Source organism: Flavobacterium sp. NPDC079362 (assembly GCF_050267765.1).
Classification (GTDB): Bacteria; Bacteroidota; Bacteroidia; order Flavobacteriales; family Flavobacteriaceae; genus Flavobacterium; species Flavobacterium azizsancarii.
Genome location: NZ_JBNNFM010000006.1, coordinates 62072 through 85187, shown reverse-complemented (window position 1 = coordinate 85187; position 23116 = coordinate 62072). Strand labels below are relative to the sequence as shown.

Annotated in this window: 13 protein-coding genes and 1 pseudogene; 6 read left to right on the top strand and 8 right to left on the bottom strand. The window is 33.3% G+C overall.

Translation table 11 applies throughout. The features are described from left to right. Nucleotides 1-315: 315 nt before the first annotated feature. The 4 genes from ACQKCJ_RS08010 (at nt 316) to ACQKCJ_RS07995 (ending at nt 6697) form a co-directional block, all read left to right on the top strand. On the top strand, nt 316-3498 hold the full coding sequence (locus ACQKCJ_RS08010) for a SusC/RagA family TonB-linked outer membrane protein (protein ID WP_427401744.1): 3183 nt from the start codon (nt 316-318) through the stop codon (nt 3496-3498). Nucleotides 3499-3513: 15 nt separating this feature from the next. Further along, nucleotides 3514-4947: a SusD/RagB family nutrient-binding outer membrane lipoprotein gene (locus tag ACQKCJ_RS08005; RefSeq protein ID WP_427401743.1), complete on the top strand. Its 1434-nt coding sequence runs from the start codon at nt 3514-3516 to the stop codon at nt 4945-4947. 172 nt (nt 4948-5119) lie between these two features. Then, on the top strand, nt 5120-5854 hold the full coding sequence (rlmB, locus tag ACQKCJ_RS08000; RefSeq protein WP_271334602.1) for a 23S rRNA (guanosine(2251)-2'-O)-methyltransferase RlmB: 735 nt from the start codon (nt 5120-5122) through the stop codon (nt 5852-5854). Between the two features lie 105 nt (nt 5855-5959). Then, complete coding sequence (locus ACQKCJ_RS07995; protein WP_427401742.1) at nt 5960-6697, top strand: DUF2490 domain-containing protein; 738 nt, start codon at nt 5960-5962, stop codon at nt 6695-6697. A gap of 3 nt (nt 6698-6700) precedes the next feature. Here ACQKCJ_RS07995 and ACQKCJ_RS07990 read toward each other — a convergent pair whose 3' ends face one another. Both ACQKCJ_RS07990 and ACQKCJ_RS07985 read right to left on the bottom strand, forming a co-directional pair. Further along, the gene (locus ACQKCJ_RS07990; protein WP_427401741.1) at nt 6701-7207 is read right to left on the bottom strand and encodes a hypothetical protein; all 507 of its coding nucleotides are present in this window, start codon (nt 7205-7207) and stop codon (nt 6701-6703) included. A gap of 69 nt (nt 7208-7276) precedes the next feature. Continuing rightward, entirely contained in the window at nt 7277-8041 is a 765-nt protein-coding gene (locus ACQKCJ_RS07985; protein WP_427401740.1) for a rhomboid family intramembrane serine protease, read from the bottom strand. A gap of 227 nt (nt 8042-8268) precedes the next feature. On the opposite strand from ACQKCJ_RS07985, the gene ACQKCJ_RS07980 reads away from it, so the two are divergent. Beyond that, nucleotides 8269-9546, top strand: coding sequence for a replication-associated recombination protein A (locus ACQKCJ_RS07980; RefSeq protein WP_271334598.1), 1278 nt, complete (start codon nt 8269-8271; stop codon nt 9544-9546). A 15-nt stretch (nt 9547-9561) separates the two neighbouring features. On the opposite strand, the gene ACQKCJ_RS07975 is transcribed toward ACQKCJ_RS07980, so the two are convergent. The 4 genes and pseudogenes from ACQKCJ_RS07975 to ACQKCJ_RS07960 form a co-directional block, all read right to left on the bottom strand. Then, nucleotides 9562-10302: a hypothetical protein gene (locus ACQKCJ_RS07975; protein ID WP_271334597.1), complete on the bottom strand. Its 741-nt coding sequence runs from the start codon at nt 10300-10302 to the stop codon at nt 9562-9564. Nucleotides 10303-10304: 2 nt separating this feature from the next. Next, nucleotides 10305-10991: a YjjG family noncanonical pyrimidine nucleotidase gene (locus ACQKCJ_RS07970; protein ID WP_427401739.1), complete on the bottom strand. Its 687-nt coding sequence runs from the start codon at nt 10989-10991 to the stop codon at nt 10305-10307. Nucleotides 10992-10994: 3 nt separating this feature from the next. Continuing rightward, a pseudogene (locus tag ACQKCJ_RS07965) lies at nt 10995-11438 on the bottom strand (JAB domain-containing protein); the annotation flags it as partial. 170 nt (nt 11439-11608) lie between these two features. After that, nucleotides 11609-12964: a UDP-N-acetylmuramate--L-alanine ligase gene (locus ACQKCJ_RS07960; protein WP_427401738.1), complete on the bottom strand. Its 1356-nt coding sequence runs from the start codon at nt 12962-12964 to the stop codon at nt 11609-11611. 204 nt (nt 12965-13168) lie between these two features. Between ACQKCJ_RS07960 and ACQKCJ_RS07955 the strand changes: the two genes are divergently transcribed. Beyond that, a complete protein-coding gene (locus ACQKCJ_RS07955; RefSeq protein WP_427401737.1) occupies nt 13169-19543 on the top strand; it encodes an alpha-2-macroglobulin family protein in 6375 nt (2124 codons plus the stop codon). Between the two features lie 161 nt (nt 19544-19704). On the opposite strand, the gene ACQKCJ_RS07950 is transcribed toward ACQKCJ_RS07955, so the two are convergent. Together ACQKCJ_RS07950 and obgE are read right to left on the bottom strand one after the other, a co-directional pair. Next, nucleotides 19705-21849 (bottom strand): S46 family peptidase, encoded by a 2145-nt coding sequence (locus ACQKCJ_RS07950; RefSeq protein ID WP_271334593.1) that lies wholly within the window; start codon nt 21847-21849, stop codon nt 19705-19707. Nucleotides 21850-22027: 178 nt separating this feature from the next. Further along, a complete protein-coding gene (gene obgE, locus ACQKCJ_RS07945; RefSeq protein ID WP_271334592.1) occupies nt 22028-23029 on the bottom strand; it encodes a GTPase ObgE in 1002 nt (333 codons plus the stop codon). Nucleotides 23030-23116 lie beyond the last annotated feature (87 nt).

The window sequence follows — 23116 nt, the reverse complement described above, 5'->3', positions numbered from 1 at the left end:
AATTAAGTGGCAAAATGTTATAAATCTTAAAAACACTCGAATCTTACCTCAAAAAAAAAACAAAATATCCCGCTAAAAAAACACATAAATCACAGATATTAAAACTCTCAAATTCAAAAACTTAAAGAGCAAAAAAAAAACCAGAAAAACTTAAAAACCACGTTAAAAACACTGCCAAATCCAGAAAAATTTGCAACTAACATTATAACGAGAATAATGTTAAAGTTTAAACTATCATCAAAAAAAGCATCAAATCCATTAGGAAAGTTAACGAATAATTAAGAGTTTTGTCACACTAATTCAAAATATTTAAAAATGAAACTAAAGTTTAATGGATTCTTAGTGCTATTGTTAGTACTAGTTGCGCAACTTACTTTCGCGCAAGAAAGAGCTGTTTCTGGAACAGTTTCTGACAATACAGGAATGCCTTTACCGGGTGTTAGTGTATTAGTTAAAGGAACAAAAACAGGAACACAAACTGATTTTGACGGAAAATATTCTATCAAAGCAGCACCAAATCAAATATTAATATTTAGCTACATTGGGATGAAAGCCCAGGAGCTTCCAGCTAGTTCAGCTAGTGTTAATGCAAAACTAAAAAACGATTCAGTAGAACTGGAAAGTGTTGTAGTTACAGCATTAGGTGTTAAGAAAAGTACACGTGCACTTGGATACGCGACACAAGAAGTAAAAGCAGCGGACATTACAAGAGCAAACAACAACAGTCTTTCTGGTGCTTTGCAAGGTAAGTTAGCAGGGGTATCAATCACTCCTTCTAGTGGTGCTCCAGGAGCTTCTTCTCAGATCGTAATTCGTGGTGCTCGTTCTTTTTCAGGAAACAATACTCCTTTGTATGTCATTGATGGAATGCCTGTTGCATCACAACCAGATTTCAGCACACAAAATGGTGTTACCGGATCTGACATTGCTAACAGAGCTGTCGATATTGACCCGAACGAAATTGAGTCAATCAACGTTTTAAAAGGACAAGCTGCATCTGCGTTATACGGTTTAAGAGCTTCTAATGGTGTAATTTTAATTACAACGAAAAGCGGAAAAAACTTAGCTCAAAGCGGCAAGCCGGTTATTACTTTCAACACTTCTACAAGTTTTGAAACAATTTCAAAAAAGCCACAAACTCAAAATGAGTATGCGCAAGGTTCTTATGGAGATTTCATTCCAAACTCTTCAATGAGCTGGGGACCAAAAATCTCAGAATTACCAAACGATCCTAAGTACGGTGGAAATGTTGCCAATGCAAACAATGGCGGAGTATTAAGACCCGGTAAATATTTTGTACCACAAAGAGTAAAAGCTGGTCTAGACCCATGGGTAACTCCTGAGGCTCATAACAATATTGATGACTTTTTCAATACTGGAATCACGATCAACAATTCCTTGAATATTGCACAAGCAACTGAAAAAACAAATTACTCTTTCGGTATAGGAAATTCAAAACAAGATGGTATCATTCCTTCAACAGGTATGAACAGATATACTGCAAAAGCAGTTGTAGACACAAAATTAAACAATGAGTGGAAAACTGGTTTCTCTGTAAACTATGTACAAACTAAAATTGACAAAAGTACAGCTGGAAACGACGCTGCTATTATAGGTGTATTTGCTGCCCCAAGAAGTTACGACTTAAAAGGAAATGGTTACTCTAATCCGTTTAATGATTACGACCAAATTTATTTTAGAGATACTAACTTCAACAACCCTTACTGGGCTGCTAAACACAATGAATTTAGCGAGAAAACCAATCGTTTTTACGGAAATGGATACATTCAGTACTCTCCTATCATAAGCGAAAGCGGAAGACAGAAACTAACTGTTAAATACCAGGCTGGTGTTGACTCATGGACAACTAGCTACAGAGATATCTTTGAGTTTGGAAACAAACTTGACTTATCAGGACAAAGTAGTAGCGCACACCTTTATGGTACAACAAATGATGTAATCAACTCATTATTTACTATCAACTACAACTTAAATATTACTGATGATTTTAATGTAAATGTTTTAGTTGGAAATGAATACAATCATCAAAACACTAAAGAATATGATGATCGTGGAACTGCTTTCAACATTGGAGGATGGCCTACAATTGCCAACGCAAGAACAGTAACGTCAGAAGAGTACCGCAGACAAACACGTACTGTTGGTTTTTTCAGTAACGTTGAATTCTCATACAAAAACATGATTTTCTTAGGTGGTACTATCCGTAAAGATATTGCATCTAACATGCCAAGAGGAAATAGAGATTTCGTTTACCCATCAGCCTCTTTAGGTTTTGTGGTAACAGAATTAGAAGGACTAAAAGGAAAATCTTTTCTTTCTTATGCTAAAGTTAGAGGATCGATTGCTGAAGTTGGACAAGCGGGTGACTACGTAGGTAATTATTACACAACACCTTCTTACGTTGGTGGATTTTGGTCTGGATCTCCTATAAACTATCCATTAGCAGGAGGAACAAGCTCATTTATCCCTAACAACTTATTGTATGACCCAAATTTAAAACCACAAAATACAAAATCGTATGAGGTTGGGGTTGATTTGAAATTTTTGAATAACAGAGTTGGAATTGATTATACTTACTCTGAACAAAATTCAACAGATCAGATTTTCGACGTTCCATTAGCAGGTTCTACAGGATCAGCTTTATACAAGACAAATGGTGGAAAAATGCTTAACAAAGTACACGAATTAACTTTAAGTGTTAATCCTGTACGTACTGCAGATTTTAACTGGACATTCAATGTGAACTTCTCTCAAATCGACGCTACAGTACTAGCATTAAAAGAGGGCGTAGACAATATCTTTTTAGGTGGTTTTACAACGCCACAACTTAGAGCTAGTGTTGGAGATCGTTTCCCTGTAATTTACGGCACAAGCTTTGCCAGAGATGACAAAAACAACATTATAGTAGACTCAGATGGTCTTCCTATGGCTGGTGAATTAAAAGCATTAGGAGAAGTTGCACCTAAATTTACTTTAGGAGGTTCTACTCAATTAACATACAAAAGAGTTTCATTAGGAGCTGTTGTTGATTGGAAAAATGGTGGTAAAATGTACAGTGGTTCAAATAACTTAATGGCTTTCTACGGCGTAGATGCCAGAACAGCAGACAGAACTTCTGAATTTGTATACCCAGGTGTTAAAGAAGACGGAACTAAAAATGACATTGTAATTGGAGGTTCAAATGCAGTTCAACAAGATTTACAGGCAGTATTAAATGGAATTGCTGAGGCTTCTGTTTTTGATGCAAGTTTTGTAAAATTAAGAGAAGTTACCTTAGGATACCAATTTCCTAAATTACTAAACAACACTGTAGACCTTAGAGCTTCAGTTTTCGCAAGAAACATTTTATTATGGTCTAAAATGCCTAACCTAGATCCAGAAGCATCACAAGGAAATAATAACTTTTCTGGTGGATTCGAACAATGGTCAATGCCACAAACTAAGAGCATTGGTTTTGGATTGAACTTTACATTTTAATTAAAAAAAAATCAAATGAAGAATATAAAAATAACAATAACAGCTTTAATGGCTCTATTCTTATTCCAATCTTGTTCTGAAGACAAGATGGATGATATAAATAAGAATGTAAACAATCCTGCGGATATAGTTAGTCGACTAATTATTACAGATGTAATGGTAAACTCTTCTTTCACTGTAACAGGTTCTGACGCCTCTTTTTATGGAGGAATCTACTCTGAATTAAATGCAGGAAGTCACAACCAAATGTATAGCGCGCAGATTAGACGTAATGATCCAGCATTAGCATCAACTTATAGTAATGGATGGGATAATCTTTACGAACAACTAAGAACATTAGGAATAATTATAGACAAATGTTCTACAGGTGAAGAAAAAGGAAACTACCAGACTTTAGGTATCGCTCAAATCTTAACAGCTTATAATTTAGCGGTTCTTACAGATCTTTATGGAGATGTTCCTTACACAGAAGCTGGAAAACCAGGTGTAATCTACCAGCCAAAAGTAGACAAACAAGAGATTATTTATGTTGACATCTTCAAAAGATTAAATGAAGGTATTGCCAATCTGAACAAAACATCAACTTTTCCAACTTTGGGAACTCAGGATGTTATTTATGGCGGAAATTCTGCAAAATGGATAAAAGCAGCCAATGGTTTATTAGCAAGATACACTATGAGATTATCTCTTAGAAAAGCTGATTATCAAGGTGTAATTAATGCCGTAAATGCTTCTTTTGCTAGTGTCGACGACGAACTAAAACTTGTAAACGGTAGCGTTCCAAATCCTTTCGCAAGATTTCAATTGGACAGAGCTGCAATAAGTGTAGCTAAAAGTTTTTACGATACTATGGTAGCTAATGGTGCTGCTGACGCTCGTACTGCTGCATTTTTCACAAAAATAAATGGCGTTGTTTTTCCTTTTGACAATTCAAAAGCAGACGTAGAAGCACAAGGTAGATATTCTATCTCAGCTATTATGAGTTCGTCAAACCCTATCTATTTGTTAAGCTACCACGAATTATTATTCCTGAAAGCTGAGGCACAAGCTAGATTAGGTTTACCTGAGGCGCAAACAACTATGAATGCTGCAATAAAAGCGGCTTACGCTAAAAAACAAGCAGTTACATTTACATCTGCTCAGGCAGATGCATATATTGCTACTATACCAACCTTAACTGGTAACGCATTATTGAAAAAAATAATGGTAGAGAAACATATTTCTTTCTTCGAAAATGAAGGTATTGAATCTTATAACGACATCAGACGTTTACAAGCAATGGGTAATGGAGACCTTATCCCTATGGTAAACCCAAAACCTGAATTGTTCCCACAAAGATTCGCTTACGGTTTATCTGACGTTAGTACAAATGCTAACATCAAAGAACTATTCGGAGACGGTACTTATGTATATAAAGAAAAAGTTTGGTGGGCTGGAGGTACTAGATAATAGTATTCCTAATTCCAAATAACTTAAAAAAGGGCACTTATCTCACGATAAGTGCCCTTTTTACAATTAGCAAACTTAACAAACTTATTTATTAAGATATAAAACAAATGCTAAACCACTCTGTTCATTCAGTGTGGTTTTTTTTTGGAAACATTATTCCTATATTTGTGCCATGGAAAAAGAACATCAAATATTTGGAATTAGAGCCATTATAGAAGCAATTCAAGCAGGTAAAGAAGTTGATAAAGTATTTATACAAAAAGAGATTTCGGGAGAATTAATGAAAGACTTAATGAAAGTGATGAAACGCGCTAACATTAATTTCTCGTACGTACCTGTAGAAAAATTAAATCGATTAACACCAAACAACCATCAGGGAGCAGTTGCAACTATATCCCCTATTGGATTTATAGAGCTGGAACATTTAGTTGAATCAACTATTGCTTCCGGAACAAAACCATTATTCTTAATATTAGATCAGATTTCTGATGCCCGTAATTTTGGAGCTATTATCAGAACTGCAGAATGTACTGGTGTAAACGGAATCATTGTACAGAAATCAGGTTCTGCCCCTGTAAACGGAGATACTGTTAAGACCTCTGCAGGAGCTGTATTTAATGTCCCTATTTGTAAAGTTGAACATATTAAAGATGCAATTTTTTATCTTCAGGGATCAGGAATTAAAACTGTAGCTGCAACTGAAAAAACAGATCAAAACATTTATGACGTCGCACTAAACGAACCGTTAGCCATTATCATGGGATCTGAAGAAAGAGGAATAAACCCTTCTGTACTTAAAATCGTTGATGAAAAAGCAAAATTGCCAATGTTTGGATCAATAGGATCATTAAACGTTTCTGTAGCTTGCGGAGCATTTTTATACGAAACCGTTAGACAAAGAAGTTAAATAGTATTGAGGAATTAGGATGACAAATTAATATAACAATTGATGTCTTTAAACCCTACTCATAACATATCTCTTAAAAAGCCTGGTTTAATACTTGTAATTTTTTTGATTACAAGTATTAGCTACGGACAAACTACTACTTATAATCAATTTTGGAATGAAGTTCAGTTCACACGAACCATTAATGAAAAGTGGTCGACTGAATTGGATTTAGCAGCTGCATACAGCAGCACGGAATTCTCCTCTAATATTTTTCAACAAAACATACAAAGGTCTGCACGATTATGGGGACATTACTACTACTCTCCCCGTTGGAAATTCTCTTCATTCTTAGCCTACAATTTCAATAAGGACGTTCCTGAAATTGGACAATTTAAATCTCCCGAAATTCGTTTTGCTTTACAGGGAATCTACTACTTTCATAAAACAGGATATACTTTAAGCACCAGAATGAGAATGGAGCTAAGACATATGCGAAGTGAAGACGGAACCTATGACAATGTATTACGATATAGGCAACAAATAAAATACTTACAACCTATAAACAGTAAAGTTCTAAGAGAAGGTGTAGTTTACGGGGTCGCTTCAGATGAGCTTTTTTTTAAATCTGGAACTAAAGTAACTGGCCTAAGCTTTTTTGACCGAAACAGACTAAACATTGGAGCTGGTTACTTATATACTGACGACATACAGATTGAATTAACTTATGCAAATGAATACCTCCCAAGAGATGAGGAAAATCAAATTGTAAATGCCGCATCATTGACTGTAACTTTTAATAATCTTTTTAAAAATATAAATAAAAAATTATTACATAAAAGTGAACCGACTAAAGAGGATTAACAACTATTTACCTTCCTTTTCCATAAAACAAGCCAGCTGTTTTACGATAGCGTCTTTATGCAGCTTGAAAGTGTAGTTATGCACAAAATCAGTTTCTTCTAAACTGATTTCAGCCAATAAAGCTTCAAATTTAGAAAATGAAGCAAGATCTTTCGCATCTATTAAATATAAAACTTGCATTACGGAATCGTTACGCATGTATTGCGTATCATAATGTGCCAACTTATAAACTTTATTATCCGCAAGATGGATTATTAAATCATTCTTAATCTTTTTTCCATCTTTTTTAGACGGGAACGGTGTTGGCTGCAACGAAACAAAATAATGTTCTTTATCAGTAACTATATTAATTTTTAAAGATTTAGATTTTGTTGTATAAAAAACAGCAGGATCAAAATAGTACACCATAGATCCATCAGCCTGGATTTTATTTTTGACATCACATTGTCCCATTGCTTTTGAATTAAACAAAAACATAAAAAGCAGGATTATCAAACTTATCTTTTTCATAACAAACAAATTAAAATTAAGGTGTTCAAACAAAAATAGTCAATTATTATCAAATCGAAATTTACAGGTTTATAACGTGTCTTCAGATTCTGTTCTTCTTACAGTATAATTAACAGAAACATTTGAATTATAATAAGTGGGAACAGTCACAAATTCTTCATCTTCAATTTCTGTGTTTACAAAGTTTCCATCTTCATCAAAATGTTTCATAAACGCATCTTCCTCCGGATTAAAATCTGGTTTCTGCCATTCATAAACAATAGGTTTAGCATATTCGGGTGTTTTATAAAAGAAAGACATTACAAGTCCAGTTATAAAACCAGCCAAATGACCTTCCCAAGAGATGGTTTTGTCAACGTCCGGAAAAACATACCAAATCATTCCTCCGTATAGCAAAATAACCGATAATGAAAGTGCAACCAAACGATAATACCTGGTTTGAATTCCTTTAAAAAAAATAAAGCTCACCAACACATAAATTAGTCCACTTGCACCTATATGATAATTTGAGCGGCCAATAGTCCAGGTTATTAATCCTGAAAACAAAATTCCGAAGACAATCACAGACAAAGATTGCTTTGGATAAAAAAATTGCATCGCTGCCAATAATACTAAAAGCGGAATGGAGTTATTATATAAATGGCTTAAATTTTCATGAATAAAAGGACTAAATAAAACACCTTGTAAACCTGAGAAATCACGAGGATAAATTCCATATTGATAAAAGTCGTAATCGAAACGGATTTGTACCCAATAAACAATCCACAAAAAAAGAACAAAAAAGACAGGAAGACCAATAACGGTATTCGAAAATTTAAAGTGGTTGTCGTTCATAATGCTATAAATAAGTTATTTGAAGTTATCAAAAAACTATCCAATTACAATTTACTGATAATTTGTCAGCTAAAAGAAAAAACTACACAATACGACTCTAACAATGATGCAAGGAATATCTTTCTTAGTCACTCTGAATTGTTATCAATAGCAACAAAAAACATAGCAGGTAGCACGAATTAACTCTAAAAATATAGATTTAAAATTGAAAATAGTAATTTTACAAAATGGAAGCACCTTTAGCCGAGCGTATTCGCCCACAGCAATTAGAAGACTACATTAGTCAAAGCCATTTAGTTGGACCAAACGGTTCGTTGACCCAACAAATTTCGAAAGGACTTATTCCTTCATTGATCTTTTGGGGACCGCCGGGAACAGGAAAAACAACCCTGGCCCAAATTATTGCCCAGGAATCTAAACGTCCGTTTTATATATTGAGTGCCATAAATTCAGGCGTTAAGGACATACGTGATGTAATTGAAAAAGCAAAGCAAAGCGGCGGATTGTTTACTGCCAAAAATCCTATTTTATTTATTGATGAGATTCATCGCTTTAGCAAATCGCAACAAGATTCGCTTTTGGCAGCGGTCGAAAAAGGCTGGATTACTCTTATTGGAGCAACAACAGAAAATCCCAGTTTTGAAGTTATTCCTGCATTATTGTCACGTTGCCAGGTTTACATTCTAAATGCTTTTACAAAATCAGACTTAGAAGCTTTGCTACATCGTGCTATGAAAAAGGACAGCTATTTAGCTTCAAAAAACATTACCCTAAAGGAAACGGAAGCTTTACTCCGACTTTCTGGTGGAGACGGCAGAAAATTATTGAATATTTTTGAACTTGTAATAAATGCTTCCGATGGAGACGAAATCATCATTACAAACGATCGTGTTTTTGAATTGGTGCAACAAAATACTGTTTTGTATGACAAAAGTGGCGAACAACATTATGATATCGTTTCGGCATTTATAAAATCAATTCGAGGCAGCGATCCTAATGGAGCTGTTTATTGGTTAGCAAGAATGATTGAAGGTGGTGAAGATGTAAAATTTATCGCCCGAAGAATGCTTATTCTATCCAGTGAAGATATCGGAAATGCAAATCCAACAGCTTTTATAATGGCTAATAACACGTTTCAGGCTGTGGCCACTATTGGATATCCGGAAAGCCGTATCATATTAAGTCAATGTGCTATTTATCTGGCGACTTCTCCTAAAAGCAATGCTTCTTATATGGCGATTGGTAATGCACAGCAACTGGTAAAGCAAACGGGCGATCTGCCTGTTCCTATTCATTTAAGAAATGCACCAACCAAACTGATGAAAGAATTAGGTTATGGAGATGAATACAAATATTCGCACGATTATGCCAATAATTTTGCAGAGCAAGAATTTTTACCTGAAGCTGTAAAAGAAACGGTTCTTTATAATCCGGGAAGCAACTCTCGAGAGAACAGCAACCGCGAATTTTTAAAGAACCGTTGGAAAGATAAATATGGTTATTAAAACCATATTTTATTTTTAGAATTTTACTGAAACTTTTTCAGAAACTAATTGATCATTTTTATAATACTCAAAAAACCATTGATTGTCTTTTGCATTTAATGATCCCTGAATACCATCTTTTATAGCAATAAACGAATCCGGACGTGATGTTTTTAACAATTTCATCACCACTTTTGGCGTTTTATCGATTAACTGATATCCATTTTCTGTTGGCTGAGCAAACAATAAGTTAGGATCTTTCAAATCAGCAGTTGGAGTCGAAATTGCCGTAGCAGGTACAATCTGAGCTGCCGGAATCGAAGTGGTTGGTGCTTTTGTAGAATTTACAGTTTTACCATTATATTTATAATGCAAAGCGTTGATAGAAGCAAATGCCAAATCAAGACATTCTCTATAAGCTACTTCATATTCTTTTTCTTTACTTTTTCCTATATCTGAAGTATAAATTACTTTACCGTAGCAATCTTTAAATTCCACGAAAAGTTTAGTAACTAAAAAACCATTGTCTTTTTTTACATCAACGTATAAAAATTCACAACGATCACCCAAACCTGCCGGAATTTCTTCATTACCATAAAAAGCCTGAAAACCCGCTTTTACTAAATTTGCTTTAGTCATTGTTGCCGTTCTATATTGATTTTCCGACTTAAGAAAATCGTACTTTAAAGGTACAATAACGGCTTTGTAATCATTAACAGATTGCGAGAATCCAATAATAGAAGTAAGAAGCGCAATCAATAAAAATTTTATTCTCATAATTATAAATATTTTTTAAGTTCTAATAAATGGTTTATTTGTTTAATATTTTCCGGAGCTTCAACTTTTTTATCATTAAAAAAAATAGCATCCAAACCAGCGTTTAATGCACCGTTTATATCGGCATCAAGACAATCGCCAATCATTATACTATTCTCTTTTGAAGCCTTGGCTAAGTTTACAGCGTAATCAAAGATAATACTATTTGGCTTTTTTACGCCTGCTAATTCAGAATTTGTTATTGTATCAAAATAACCTGAAAGTGCAGCGTTATTAATTTTCTTATCCTGAGCGTTTGCAAAACCATTTGTGATGATATGTAATTTATATTTTGGTTTTAAATATTCTAAAACTTCTATAGCACCATCAAAGAGATGATTATTATCTGTCAAAAACTCAATATAATCAATTGCAATCTGATTGATATCTTCATCAGAAATTTCAATATTTAAAGCATCAAAAGAAAACTTCAATCTATTGTAACGCAGTTCAACATGCGTGATTTTATCATGTTGATACAATTTCCAGCACTCCTGATTTATTGGAGCGTACTTTGCAATAAAGTCTTCTATTTTAATTTCGGGGAACCTACTTTTAAAAATTCGGTCAAAAGCCATCTCAGAGTTTTTATCAAAATCCCAAAGTGTGTGATCCAAATCAAAAAAAACGTCGGTAATAGTGGTATTCATAAGCTAAAAAATTCCTTCATCTACAAAACTATAATATTTTGTTTCAGTAATAATCAAATGATCTAAAACTTTAACATCTAAACTATGTCCCGCTGCTTTTAATTTCTTTGTTATTAGTTTGTCAGCATCACTTGGCTGCAATGTACCTGAAGGGTGATTATGGCACAAAATCAAGCTTGTAGCGCCAATTTCAAGCCATTTATAAACATGACGCACATCGACAATTGTGCCTGTGATACCACCCTTGCTTAATTGTGCTTTTTAAATCACTTTATTCGAATTATTAAGAAAAAGCGTCCAAAATTCCTCATGAGATAATTCGCCATTAATAGGCTGCATCATTTCCAAAACCATTTTACTGGAAGTAATTTTTACTAATTTCGAAGCATCCTCTGTCCTTCTTCTGCGGCCTAATTCTAAGGCAGCAATAATTGTTATAGCTTTCGCTCGTTGTTTTTACAACTTTTATTTTTGAATTCATCTTTCTATAATCTAAAAGACTAATATATTTAAAAACAAGAAAAATCACTCATAAATAATAAAATAGTATTTCAAAAAAAATGCCAACCACAAAACTGTAATTGGCATTTTCAGAAATTTTCTAATTATCAAATTTTCTAAAGAACTAATTCTTTAACTTCATCAAAATTAAGTCCACCGTAATTTCCGGAACTCATTAATAACAAAGCCGAATTATCAAGATTTAAATTGAATAAATACTCCTTGAATTCAGTTGGATTGGTGTAAATAATTAAATCTTTACGATTAAAAGCCGTTGCAATCTGATCGTATGTAACTTCTTCTAATTGTTTAATTTTTACGGCATCCGGAGAATAAAAGACGACCGCAACATCTGCATATTCTAATGCTCCTTCATATTCTTTGAGGAACTCAGCATTTAAGCTACTATAAGTATGCAACTCTAAACAAGCTACTAATGTTCTGTTTGGGTATTGTTCTTTTACTGCTTTTGTTGTTGCAGCTACTTTACTTGGCGAATGAGCGAAATCTTTATAAGCTACTTTGCCTTTTCCTTCTGCTATTTTTTCTAGTCGTTTAGAGGCTCCTTTAAAACTGGCAATCGCTTCGTAGAAATCAGCTTCGTCAACCCCCATATTTTGGCAAATCCATTTTGCTCCGGCAAGATTATTTAAATTATGCGCACCAAAAACTTCGATTGGCATATCGCCTTCCGGAGTTTCTAATAAAGTTACGCCATCACTTACAGTATATTTTGGAGTTGTATAAGCCAATTTACGAATTGGGTTTGTAGCAGCTTCAGCAACACGTTTTACTTCAAGATCTTCTTCGTTATAAACTAGGATTCCACCATTTGTAATTTTAGCAATGAAAATTTCAAATTGTTCTACATAATTCTCATATGTTGGAAACACATTAATATGGTCCCACGCAATTCCGGAAATCAACGCAATATTAGGTTGGTACAAATGAAATTTAGGACGTCTGTCTATCGGAGAAGACAAATACTCATCGCCTTCCAAAACCATAAAATCATTGTCTTCGGTAAGATGTACCATGGTGTCAAAACCTTCCAGCTGTGCTCCTACCATATAATCGACTTCGATATTATGATAATGCATAACATGCAAAATCATCGAAGTAATTGTTGTTTTTCCGTGAGAACCTCCAATTACAACGCGTGTTTTATTTTTAGACTGTTCGTATAAAAATTCAGGATAAGAGTAAATCTTCAAACCCAATTCCTGCGCCTTCAACAATTCAGGATTATCTGCTTTTGCGTGCATTCCTAAAATTATTGCATCAATATCAGCAGTTATTTTTTCAGGAAACCAACCTAATTCAACAGGCAAAATTCCTTTTTTATCCAATCTTGATTTTGATGGTTCAAAAATAGCATCATCACTACCCGTTACCTTATATCCTTTATTATGTAATGCTAATGCTAAATTGTGCATGGCACTTCCGCCTATTGCGATGAAATGTGTTCTCATTTAAAATGTTTGATCGTTAAACTGTTTAATTGGTTAATCGAAATAGCAAATAACTAATAAAACCCGCTAATTATTTTTCAAAAATAAGGAAATATAAAATGTCTCATTTGGTTTTAGAGATAAATTAGTAATTTGTACGAAATTTATTTTTAAAGCTTCCCAACCTTTATCAAAAAATAACACTCTATATATTAAAATTGATTTATGAAAAATGTTTTATTTGTTTTCCTTTTGCTTTCAACAGCATTATTTGCACAACAAAATGATAAGAAATGGGATAAGGTTATTGCCTATGAAAACGAAGGCAAAATAAAATCTGCTAACGAGATAGTATATAAAATCTACAAAAAAGCTGTTTCGAATAAAGATGAAGTACAAATGATAAAATGTTTTTTTTATCACTCTAAATATTTACAGGTAGTTGATGAAAATACAAAAACTAAAATCTTAAGCAATCTTAAAACCGATATTAATAGGGTTTCAATACCGTCTAAAGCAATTTTGAATTTGGTGTATGCAAAATGCTTAAATAATTATTCTAATTATGATGATGCTGTCACAGTTGTTGATAGTGCTGCCGCAGTTGTAGACGAAGCAGCATATGCCGCAGCAGATAGTGTTGAAGTTCCTTCATCTGAGGATTATCAAAGTCCATCAACAGAATTTACATCTGAAAAGGAAGTTATTGCTGTTATGGAAAAAACACTTGAAAACGAATCAATTCTAAAAAATACTCCACTCTTAAATTATCAGGCTATTTTTGATTTTTTGTCTTTAGAAAAATTAAAAACGGAAAACTTATATGATTATCTAGTTAAAGAAAACATCGGTTTTTTTACTGAAAAAATACAAAGATGGCAAATTCAAAATAGTGAAATAGCACTACATAAAAACGAACTTTTAGGAAATTCGGAAGCATTTTTGAAACTTGATTTAAGTTTTATAAAAGATGAAAACCTAAGAAAAGTTATTGCTTTATATCAAAAGTTAGAATCAAGCAATCCTTCTTTAGAAAATCAATTTAACCGAGTTACATTCTGTAGTGATTTCATACCAGAATCTACGGAAGCTTTAACGAAGTATTTAAATGATCTTCAACAACAGACAAAAGACAAAATTCTTACTCAAAAAATTCTGCTAAAAAAGGCCGAACTTCTACTTTCCCAAGCTTCAAAAGAATTACATCCGAATTATAAAATTGACGCTGTCAAAATGTATGACGATATTATAATGATCAATGATAAAACGAATGAATCCCAAACCGCCTTACAGCAAAAACAAAATGTTATTTCTAAATCATTGGACATTCGACTTAAAAAATACAGTTATATAAAAGAGAATACCAGAGCTTTTATCAACTATAAAAATATTGATAACTTAAAAATATCATTCTATAAAATAGATCAAAAAACCCTAAAAAAATTCTCAGACTCACAAGTTTTCTACAAACAAGATAGTTTAACTGAGATAATTATAAAAAATCAAAGTGCAATTGCCTCTAACGAGTACAAACTTCAAAACAAAAATGACTATTTTGACTATAGCACAGAAGTTCTATTGCCGCAATTAGAAACAGGAAGTTATTTAGTTTATTTCGAAAGCGATTCCGGATTAAAAGACAAAAAAGCTTCTACGTTTGAAACTATAACGGTTTCAAACTTAAGTATTCTGGCATCTCAAGGAGATAGTAAAGAAAACTTTCAGGTTTTGGATCGAAAAACAGGAAAGCCTCTGGAAAATGTGTCTATAAAATCGTCCTATTATACACTTAAAACAGATACAAACGGCCTTGCATCCTATGTTGGACGTATCAATCATTCTTATAATGATCATACTGAGTTTTCATTAGAGAACGATACCATTTTGCCACTCCAAAATTATATTCGATATACAGAGCGATACAATACAAACGAATACAAGACTTTAAAAGCAAAAGTCGAATTTTATTTGGATCGTTCTATTTACCGTCCCGGGCAAACTGTTTACTACAAAGGAATTGCAATTCAAAAGCAAGAAAACAAAACGAGCATCGTTGCTAATACTTCTTTTAAAATTATGATTAAAGATGTTAACTATCAGAATTTTAAAGAATTTGAAGTTACTACAAATGAATTTGGCTCATTTTCAGGCGAATTTGTTTTGCCAAAAAGCGGTTTAACTGGTAATTATAATATTTATGCTGTAAGACCTGAAGATTCTACAAACGGAAAATTTGATATAAAAAACAGTCCAAATGAATCTTTCTGGAAAGCGGTAATACTTGAAAGCGCAGGAATTAATTTTAGAGTTGAAGAATACAAACGTCCAAAATTCAAAGTAGATTTTGATCCTAAAAAAGAAAGTTTTCAGGTAAATCAGTCTATTAAGCTAAACGGAATTGCAAAAGCATTTGCAGGCAGCAATATTTCTGATGCAAAAGTGACTTATATTGTGAATCGATTTACAAGTTATTTTAGAAATTATTACGGTCAGGAACAAAATGAAACTATAGCAACTGGTGAAACCAAAACAGATGCTTCAGGGAAATTTGTAATTGAATTTAAAGCCGAACCTTCGAAAAATGCAATCAAAGAACAATTACCCATCTTTAATTACAGAATAACGGCTGATGTTATAGATATCAATGGAGAAACTCACACCTCAGAAACCATCATAAAAGTAGGTTATCATGATTTGATTATCAATGCAAGCATTCCAAGTCGTATTGAAACTAAAAACAAAAATGAAATCACCCTTACAAGTACCAATTTAAACGGAGAGTTTTTAGCAGCAAAAGGCGAAATTAAATTATATTTCGTACGCCCATTTTCTAATAAATTCAAAGAACAAGTTTGGCCAAAACCAGAAATCGAAACCATTTCGACAGCTGATTTTGAAAGATTGTTTCCTTATGAAATCCGTGAAATTAAAACCGAAAAACCTAGCAAAACTTTATTATTCTCAAAGAAAATAGATACCGAAAAAGATAAAAAAATAGCGCTGGATTTTATTTCAAATTATAAATCCGGAAATTATAAAATTGTTTTTTCAGCAAAAGACACTTTTAATACTCCGATAGAATCTGTTTCGACTTTTGAAATCAAACAAAGCAAAGACAAGTTTAATCCCAGTAAATTATTTACGGCAGAACAAATTAATAGCAATCCTAAAAAAGATGGTTTTGTCGAAGTCAAACTATCTTCTGTAATTCCGGATCTTTATATCATTACAAACGGAAATTATGGCAATCAAACCTATTTTGAAAACACATATCATTTACAAAACAATGAAGTCACAATCAAAATTCCGTTAAAAAATGAATTTGAAAATTCAATGCGTTTGGGTTTTCAAAGCATTTTTGAGAACGAAATTTTTGAAGATGAAATAAACGTTCCACTAAAAACAGAAGAATCTAAACTAGAATTCACTGTGGAGAGTTTTAGAAATAAAATCGAACCCGGAAGTACTGAAAAGTGGTCATTTAAACTAAAATCAATCAATGCCAAAACCGAAGCAGAAGTGTTGGCATCTATGTATGACAGTTCTCTCGATCAGTTTACAATAAGAGATTGGAATATTTTAAACATAAATAATTACCATTACAACTCCTCCAATTTTAAATCTGGTTTAGGTTTTGAAAGTATAAACGCTTCTTTAGAAAACTTAGATGAAGATCTGTCTATAGATAAATTCTATAAAGAAGAAACAAAATTAAACTGGTTTGGTTTTGACTTTTACAATAGTAGATATGGTGATTCTCTTAATTACTCTATAACTGAAATTAAAGACAAAAAAGTAGGTTCTGAAACTATCAAAGGAGATCCTGATGCTGTTTTAACAGTTGATTCTCCTGTTGGTGCTGGGGCTGCCGCTATGGTAGTTCAGGAAGATAATCAAGTCTATAATACCGCGGCAATACCCAAAGTAGACAGTGTTCGATTTGTAAAACCTGTGGTAGCCAAAGCTTCAGAAACTACAAATGATGCTGAATACTATTTTCAAACAAATAAAATCAAATTTATACCTGGAAAAAAAATCGTCAGCGGCTTAACCTCAATGGTTGTCAATGAATCAACTTTATATATAATTGATGGAGAAATCTCTTCTGAAAGTAATTTCAAAAAAATAAATCCTGATGATCTTTTAGACATAGAGTTTCTAACTGGAGATAAAGGCAAAGCATTGTACGGGAGCAAAGGCTCAAACGGGGTAATAATCATTACAACCAAAAAAGCCCTAGAAGTCTTAACACAAGTCAAAGCAAGAAAAAATCTTTCAGAAACTGCCTTCTTTTATCCTAATTTAAGAACAGATGCAACTGGAAAAGTAAGTTTCAATTTTACTTCTCCGGAAGCTTTAACTTCTTGGAAACTTCGTTTATTCGCGCATAATAAAAAGGCTGTTTCCGGTCTTTTAGAGAAAAGTGTTGTGACTCAAAAAGAGTTAATGCTTTTGCCGAATTTCCCACGTTTCTTTAGAGAAAAAGATACAATTGCAATCTCTGCTAAAATTTCGAATATCACTGATCAGGCAAAAACAGGAATTGCGATTTTACAGTTTTTTGATGCTGTAACAATGCAACCTATTGATACCAAAATCCTGAACACAAAAAACGTTAGAAACTTTACTGTTGGAGCTTTTGGAAATACAACAGCAACTTGGACAATCTCTATCCCTGATGGTTTACAAGGTGTGCAATATAAAATTCTGGCTAAATCAGGTAATTTTTCTGACGGAGAAGAAAATATACTTCCTGTACTTACCAATAATATATTGATTACAGAAAGTATCCCAATCTGGGTTCGTGAAAATTCTACTAAAGAATATACGTTTGAGAATTTAAAAAATAACACTTCTACTACTTTAAAAAATCATCAGCTAACATTTGAATATACTTCAAATCCTTCATGGATTGCAATTCAGTCTTTGCCTTATTTAATGGAATATGAACACGAATGTGCCGAACAGACTTTTGCGCGTTTTTATGCCAATGCTGTAGCTTCAGAAATCATTTCAAGTAATCCGAAGATTGCAACTGTTTTTGAAGACTGGAGAAAGAACGGAAAACCAAATTCAAAATTAGAAGAGAACGAAGAATTAAAATCGATCATTCTGGCAGAAACTCCCTGGTTAAATGACGCTCAAAGCGAAGATGAAAAGAAAAATAATCTCGCACTTTTATTTGATTTAGAAAAAATGAAAACTTCTCAAGAAGCTACTTTCGAAAAACTGAAACAAAAACAACTACCATCAGGAGGTTTTTCGTGGTTTGGAGGAAACTATGAAAGCGAATATATTACCAGACATATTCTGGCTGGTTTAGGTCATCTATCGAAATTGAATAAAACAAAAGACAATGAGGATAAAATTGATGCAATTGCTAAAACCGGAATTCCGTTTCTGGACAATAAATTCTTAGAATACTATAAAGGTCAGACAAAAAACTTAAAAACAACAGATAAACTAATTTGGAATAATCCTTATTCTGATTTGCATTTTTTATATACCAGAAGTTTTTATTTAGAAAAATATCCGTTATCAGATACTTTGAAAAAAGCAACTAAATTGTATTTGGAAACAGCCAAAAAAGATTGGTTAAAGTATTCTCTTTACGAAAAAGGATTGGCTGCTTTGACTTTAAACCGTTTTGGAGAAATTGAAACGGCTAAAAAAATAATAGAAAGCCTAAAAGAAACCTCTTCAAACAACGAAGATTGGGGCATGTACTGGATTGCCAACAAAGCAGGCTGGTATTGGTATCAAGCGCCTATAGAAACTCAGGCTTTATTGATTGAGGCTTTCGCCGAAGTGAATCACGACACAAAATCTGTAGAGGCAATGAAAGTCTGGTTATTAAAAAACAAGCAAAGCAAAAACTGGCCAACCACAAAATCTACGACTGAAGCTATTTATGCTTTATTGATGCAAGGAAATGATTGGTTATCCGTAAAAGACAATACTATCATTAAAATTGGAAACGAAAAAATCCTAACCAAAAAGTTAGCCGAAAACGAAAAAGAAGCTGAAACAGGTTATATTAAACTGAACTGGAAAGCGGATGAAATCAAAAAAGAAATGGCCTCTGTGAGCATTCAGAATAAATCGAAAGTTCCTGGTTTTGGTGGAGTTTATTGGCAGTATTTTGAAGATTTGGATAAAATCAAAACCAATTCGGGAGCAGTTTTATCGGTTTCAAAAGAATTATATCTTAAAATGAATACTTTAAAAGGGAATGAATTAGAAAGAATAACAACTAAAAATCCTTTGAAAATTGGAGATTTAGTTACGGTAAGATTAATTATAAAATCTAAAGAAGATATGGAGTTTGTTCATCTGAAAGATATGAGAGCTTCGTGTTTTGAACCTGTCAATGTACTTTCAGAATATCAATACAAAGATCGACTGGGTTATTATATGAGTACCAAAGATGCCGCAACTCATTTCTTTTTTGATACTGTCAACAAAGGAACTTATGTTATCGAATATGTCATTAGGGTAAACAACAGTGGTGAATTCTCAAACGGAATTACAACTATTGAAAGTATGTATGCGCCAGAATTTGCAAGTCATACAAAAGGAATTCGGGTAAAGGTGAATTAAAAACAGTATATAAAATTCAAAAATGAACCATTATTTCGTTTCGTTTTGTTCATTTCGACGCAAGGAGAAATCACATACGTTGAGAATATCCTATTTTTTAGGCACAAAAAAACCCGAGAGATCTAAAATCTATCGGGTTTACTTTTATAAATAAATTGAGATTATTTTACAATAGTCAACTCATCAATAATATTCTTAGCTCCTGCGTATTTGTCAATAATCCAAAGTACGTAACGAATATCTACGTTAATCGTTCTTTGTAATTTAGGATCAAAAATAACATCTCCGGCCATAGCTTCGATGTTTCCGTCAAAAGCAATACCTATTAATTCTCCTTTTCCGTTTAGAACCGGTGAACCAGAATTCCCTCCTGTAATATCATTGTCTGTAAGGAAATTTACCGGCATATATCCTTCTTTGTCAGCATATTGCCCGTAATCTTTTTTCTTATTTAATTCTAACAAACGTTTTGGCAAATCAAATTCCTGATCTCCTGCTTTATACTTTTTTACCATACTTTCCATGGTTGTATAATTGTTTATTTTCGCATCGTTGCGAGGGTCAGCAGGCAAAGCACGAACTTTTCCGTAAGTCAGTCTCAAAGTAGAGTTTGCATCCGGATATTGAATCGTATTTAATTTTGACTCTCTTAAACCTTCAACCAATTCGCGGTAAGCAGTTGCAAATCCGTCATCAGCTTTTGACTGATCATCAGTTTTAGAACGGTATTTTGTCATTAAATCATTAGAAATAATATACAAAGGATCGTGTACAATTGCCAATGGTTTTGGATCAGCCATAAATGCTAATACTTTTTCTTTAGTCGTAAAGTAACTGATCTCAGTTGCCTTTGCTACATCAGCAGCAAAATTACCATTATTCTCTGATTTCATTTTGGTAATTTGCGTACCTAAACCATATTCTGCACCTTTTGAAGTATATAAATTCAATTGTGCTGCGAATATATCTTTTTCAAGCGGGGCATAAAATTCACCGTAAATATTATCGATCAATGTGTTAATCTTAGGAAGCATCTCAGCTTTTTTAGCATCATTCTCATTATAATAAGCTATCAATGCATTTCCTAAATTTGCCGGTCCTGCAGCATAACCTGAAGTACGCAAAAGTTGCATTAAGTAATTATCGTGAGTCGCTTTTAGATTTGTTGATCTGTAATAATCATTAATAGTTGGAATTACATTTTCGTACTTCTCTTTATTGGCCGGTTTAGTTGCCCACTCATAGAATTTATCTTCTTGTGCCGTCTTAACATCAACTGTTCCTGCTTTTGTTAAAGCATCAATCATACCCTGACGGTTTTTCCAATAGTTTGCTGTCGAAGCATATTTAGACGCATATTGCAAACGAACTGTTGCATCTTTGTCCATGTACTTTTTCATTACATCCATTCCGGCTTTAGCACCTTCAACCCATGCAGGATATGCATATTTAATGTTTTGTTCGATTCCGCCAGCTGGCATCCAACGGTTTGTTCTACCCGGATATCCTAAAATCATAGCAAAATCATTTTCTTTTACACCTTTAATACTTACAGGCAAGTAATGTTTAGGCTGCAAAGGCACATTGTCTTTAGAATAAGCTGCTGGATTTCCGTCTTTATCAGCATATACTCTAAACATAGAAAAATCACCGGTTTGACGTGGCCATTCCCAGTTATCAGTGTCTCCACCAAATTTACCAACACTTTCCGGCGGTGTTCCCACTAAACGAACGTCGGTATAATCCTGATAAACGAAATAATAATATTCATTTCCCTGAAAGAAAGGACGAACGGAGACAGTATATTTTCCACCTTCATTATTTTCTTTTTCGATCAGGCTTATTTCTTGCTGAATGATTTTGTTTCTTTCAGTCTCAGTCATTTTATCATTTACTTTAGATAAAATTCTTTTAGAAACATCATCCATACGAACGAAGAAACGAACATATAATGATTTTGGTTTCATCTCAGCACTTTTCTCTTTTGCCCAGAAACCATCTTTCAGATAATTTCGTTCTGCCGAAGAAAGTTCTGCAATAGCATCATATCCACAGTGGTGATTTGTTAAAACTAAACCATTTTTAGAAACAATTTCTGCCGTACAACCTCCATTAAATTGTACAATCGCATCTTTTAAACTATGATGATTAATGCTGTAAATTTCTTCGGACGTTAATTGTAAGCCCATTTTTTCCATATCTCTATGGTTCAATCTTTCGATAAACATCAAAAACCACATTCCTTCATCAGCTTTTACAGGAAAAGCCATTAAGCACATGGTTAAGAATAAAACTATTTTTTTCATGTTATTTTGTTTAAGTTCTGCGAATATAACTCATTTTCATAATTATACCATTCTAATCATAATCAAAAATAAATATGATCCCGAATTTTTAGCATTTCATTACGAATTTAACATTTTGAAAAACAAAAAAAAGGTGCTCTATTTAAAGAACACCTTTTGGTATACAACTAGTATTTTATTATTCATTTAACATTTTCCAAAGCTTATCCTTGAGCTCCGTTAATCCTTGTTGAGCAACAGACGAAATAAACATATAAGGAATATCCTTGAAAGCGACATCCAATTCAACTTTCAGTTCTGCTTTTAGTTCGTCATCGAGCATATCACATTTTGAGATTACTAATAAACGTTCTTTATCAAGCATTTCAGGATTGTATTTAGTAAGTTCATTTACCAATATATCATATTCTCCTTTAATGTCCGGCGTATCAACAGGAACTAAAAACAACAATGTTGAGTTACGCTCAATATGACGCAGGAAATAATGTCCTAAACCTTTTCCTTCAGCAGCTCCTTCAATAATACCAGGAATATCAGCGATTACAAAAGATTGAAAATCTCTGTAAGCTACAATTCCTAAGTTTGGTTTTAGAGTTGTAAAAGGATAATCAGCAATTTTTGGTTTTGCAGAAGTCAACACAGATAATAAAGTTGATTTTCCTGCATTAGGAAAACCTACTAAACCAACGTCTGCCAAAACTTTCAATTCAAGAATCACATCCATCTCTACACCCGGTAAACCAGGTTGAGCATATCTTGGTGTCTGATTCGTTGAACTTCTAAAATGCCAGTTTCCTAATCCACCCTTTCCACCTCTTGAAAGAATCTGTTTTTCACCATCTTCGGTAATTTCGAATAAGGTTTCTCCGGTTTCTTTATCTTTTACAACAGTACCTAAAGGCACTTCGATAAATTTATCATCTCCATCAGCACCTGTACTACGATCTCCTCCTCCATCACCACCGTGACCAGCTTTAATATGACGAGCAAATTTTAAATGAAAAAGTGTCCAAAGCCCTTTATTTCCAACTAAATATACGTGTCCGCCTCGACCACCATCACCTCCGTCCGGGCCTCCTTTTTCAATAAATTTCTCTCTATGTAAATGCGTAGATCCTTTTCCTCCCTTTCCGGAAGAAACATATATCTTAACATAATCTACAAAATTTCCTTCTGTCATTTTCTTTTTTTGTTTATGTATAGTTTAAAGTTTAAAGTTTGAGATTTCAAGTTGGCGCAACACACTTAACTTGAAACCTGAAACAGA

Bases quoted from the DNA above. Each gene is read 5' to 3' on its own strand.
- ACQKCJ_RS08010 (WP_427401744.1), top strand. From the start codon at position 316: ATGAAACTAAAGTTTAATGGATTCTTAGTGCTATTGTTAGTACTAGTT.
- ACQKCJ_RS08005 (WP_427401743.1), top strand. From the start codon at position 3,514: ATGAAGAATATAAAAATAACAATAACAGCTTTAATGGCTCTATTCTTA.
- rlmB (WP_271334602.1), top strand. From the start codon at position 5,120: ATGGAAAAAGAACATCAAATATTTGGAATTAGAGCCATTATAGAAGCA.
- ACQKCJ_RS07990 (WP_427401741.1), bottom strand. From the start codon at position 7,207: ATGAAAAAGATAAGTTTGATAATCCTGCTTTTTATGTTTTTGTTTAAT.
- ACQKCJ_RS07985 (WP_427401740.1), bottom strand. From the start codon at position 8,041: ATGAACGACAACCACTTTAAATTTTCGAATACCGTTATTGGTCTTCCT.
- ACQKCJ_RS07980 (WP_271334598.1), top strand. From the start codon at position 8,269: ATGGAAGCACCTTTAGCCGAGCGTATTCGCCCACAGCAATTAGAAGAC.
- ACQKCJ_RS07975 (WP_271334597.1), bottom strand. From the start codon at position 10,302: ATGAGAATAAAATTTTTATTGATTGCGCTTCTTACTTCTATTATTGGA.
- ACQKCJ_RS07970 (WP_427401739.1), bottom strand. From the start codon at position 10,991: ATGAATACCACTATTACCGACGTTTTTTTTGATTTGGATCACACACTT.
- ACQKCJ_RS07960 (WP_427401738.1), bottom strand. From the start codon at position 12,964: ATGAGAACACATTTCATCGCAATAGGCGGAAGTGCCATGCACAATTTA.
- ACQKCJ_RS07955 (WP_427401737.1), top strand. From the start codon at position 13,169: ATGAAAAATGTTTTATTTGTTTTCCTTTTGCTTTCAACAGCATTATTT.
- ACQKCJ_RS07950 (WP_271334593.1), bottom strand. From the start codon at position 21,849: ATGAAAAAAATAGTTTTATTCTTAACCATGTGCTTAATGGCTTTTCCT.
- obgE (WP_271334592.1), bottom strand. From the start codon at position 23,029: ATGACAGAAGGAAATTTTGTAGATTATGTTAAGATATATGTTTCTTCC.